Below are 1,413 nucleotides of genomic sequence, written 5' to 3'. Positions count from 1 at the left end.
AACACAGTGGACGCGAGCAACTGAGGACAAGCCCTCGGCCTATTAGTACCGGTCACCTCCAGCGGTTACCCGCCTTCCAGATCCGGCCTATCAACCCAGTCGTCTACTGGGAGCCTTAACCCCTCAAGGGGGTGGGAACACTCATCTCGAAGCAGGCTTCCCGCTTAGATGCTTTCAGCGGTTATCCCTCCCGAACGTAGCCAACCAGCCATGCCCTTGGCAGAACAACTGGCACACCAGAGGTTCGTCCGTCCCGGTCCTCTCGTACTAGGGACAGCCCTTCTCAATGTTCCTGCGCGCGCAGCGGATAGGGACCGAACTGTCTCACGACGTTCTAAACCCAGCTCGCGTACCGCTTTAATGGGCGAACAGCCCAACCCTTGGGACCGACTCCAGCCCCAGGATGCGACGAGCCGACATCGAGGTGCCAAACCATCCCGTCGATATGGACTCTTGGGGAAGATCAGCCTGTTATCCCCGGGGTACCTTTTATCCGTTGAGCGACGGCGCTTCCACAAGCCACCGCCGGATCACTAGTCCCGACTTTCGTCCCTGCTCGACCCGTCGGTCTCACAGTCAAGCTCCCTTGTGCACTTACACTCAACACCTGATTGCCAACCAGGCTGAGGGAACCTTTGGGCGCCTCCGTTACTCTTTAGGAGGCAACCGCCCCAGTTAAACTACCCATCAGACACTGTCCCTGATCCGGATCACGGACCCAGGTTAGACATCCAGCACGACCAGACTGGTATTTCAACGACGACTCCACCTGAACTGGCGTCCAAGCTTCACAGTCTCCCAGCTATCCTACACAAGCCGAACCGAACACCAATATCAAACTGTAGTAAAGGTCCCGGGGTCTTTCCGTCCTGCTGCGCGAAACGAGCATCTTTACTCGTAGTGCAATTTCACCGGGCCTATGGTTGAGACAGTCGAGAAGTCGTTACGCCATTCGTGCAGGTCGGAACTTACCCGACAAGGAATTTCGCTACCTTAGGATGGTTATAGTTACCACCGCCGTTTACTGGCGCTTAAGTTCTCAGCTTCGCCACCCCGAAGAGTGACTAACCGGTCCCCTTAACGTTCCAGCACCGGGCAGGCGTCAGTCCGTATACATCGCCTTACGGCTTCGCACGGACCTGTGTTTTTAGTAAACAGTCGCTTCTCGCTGGTCTCTGCGGCCACCCCCAGCTCAGACAGCAAGTGCCTTCACCGGTGATGGCCCCCCTTCTCCCGAAGTTACGGGGGCATTTTGCCGAGTTCCTTAACCATAGTTCACCCGAACGCCTCGGTATTCTCTACCTGACCACCTGAGTCGGTTTAGGGTACGGGCCGCCATGAAACTCGCTAGAGGCTTTTCTCGACAGCATAGGATCATCCACTTCACCACAATCGGCTCGGCATCAGGTCTCA

At 56.5% G+C, this 1,413-nt stretch carries 1 rRNA gene; it reads right to left on the bottom strand.

Annotation, left to right across the window (positions count from 1 at the left end):
• Nucleotides 1-22: 22 nt before the first annotated feature.
• Nucleotides 23-1,413, bottom strand: a 23S ribosomal RNA gene (locus AB0M63_RS44580); the annotation flags it as partial.

Source organism: Streptomyces sp. NPDC051576, from assembly GCF_040681835.1.
Lineage (GTDB): Bacteria > Actinomycetota > Actinomycetes > Streptomycetales > Streptomycetaceae > Streptomyces.
This window is presented reverse-complemented; position numbering and strand designations above follow the sequence as displayed.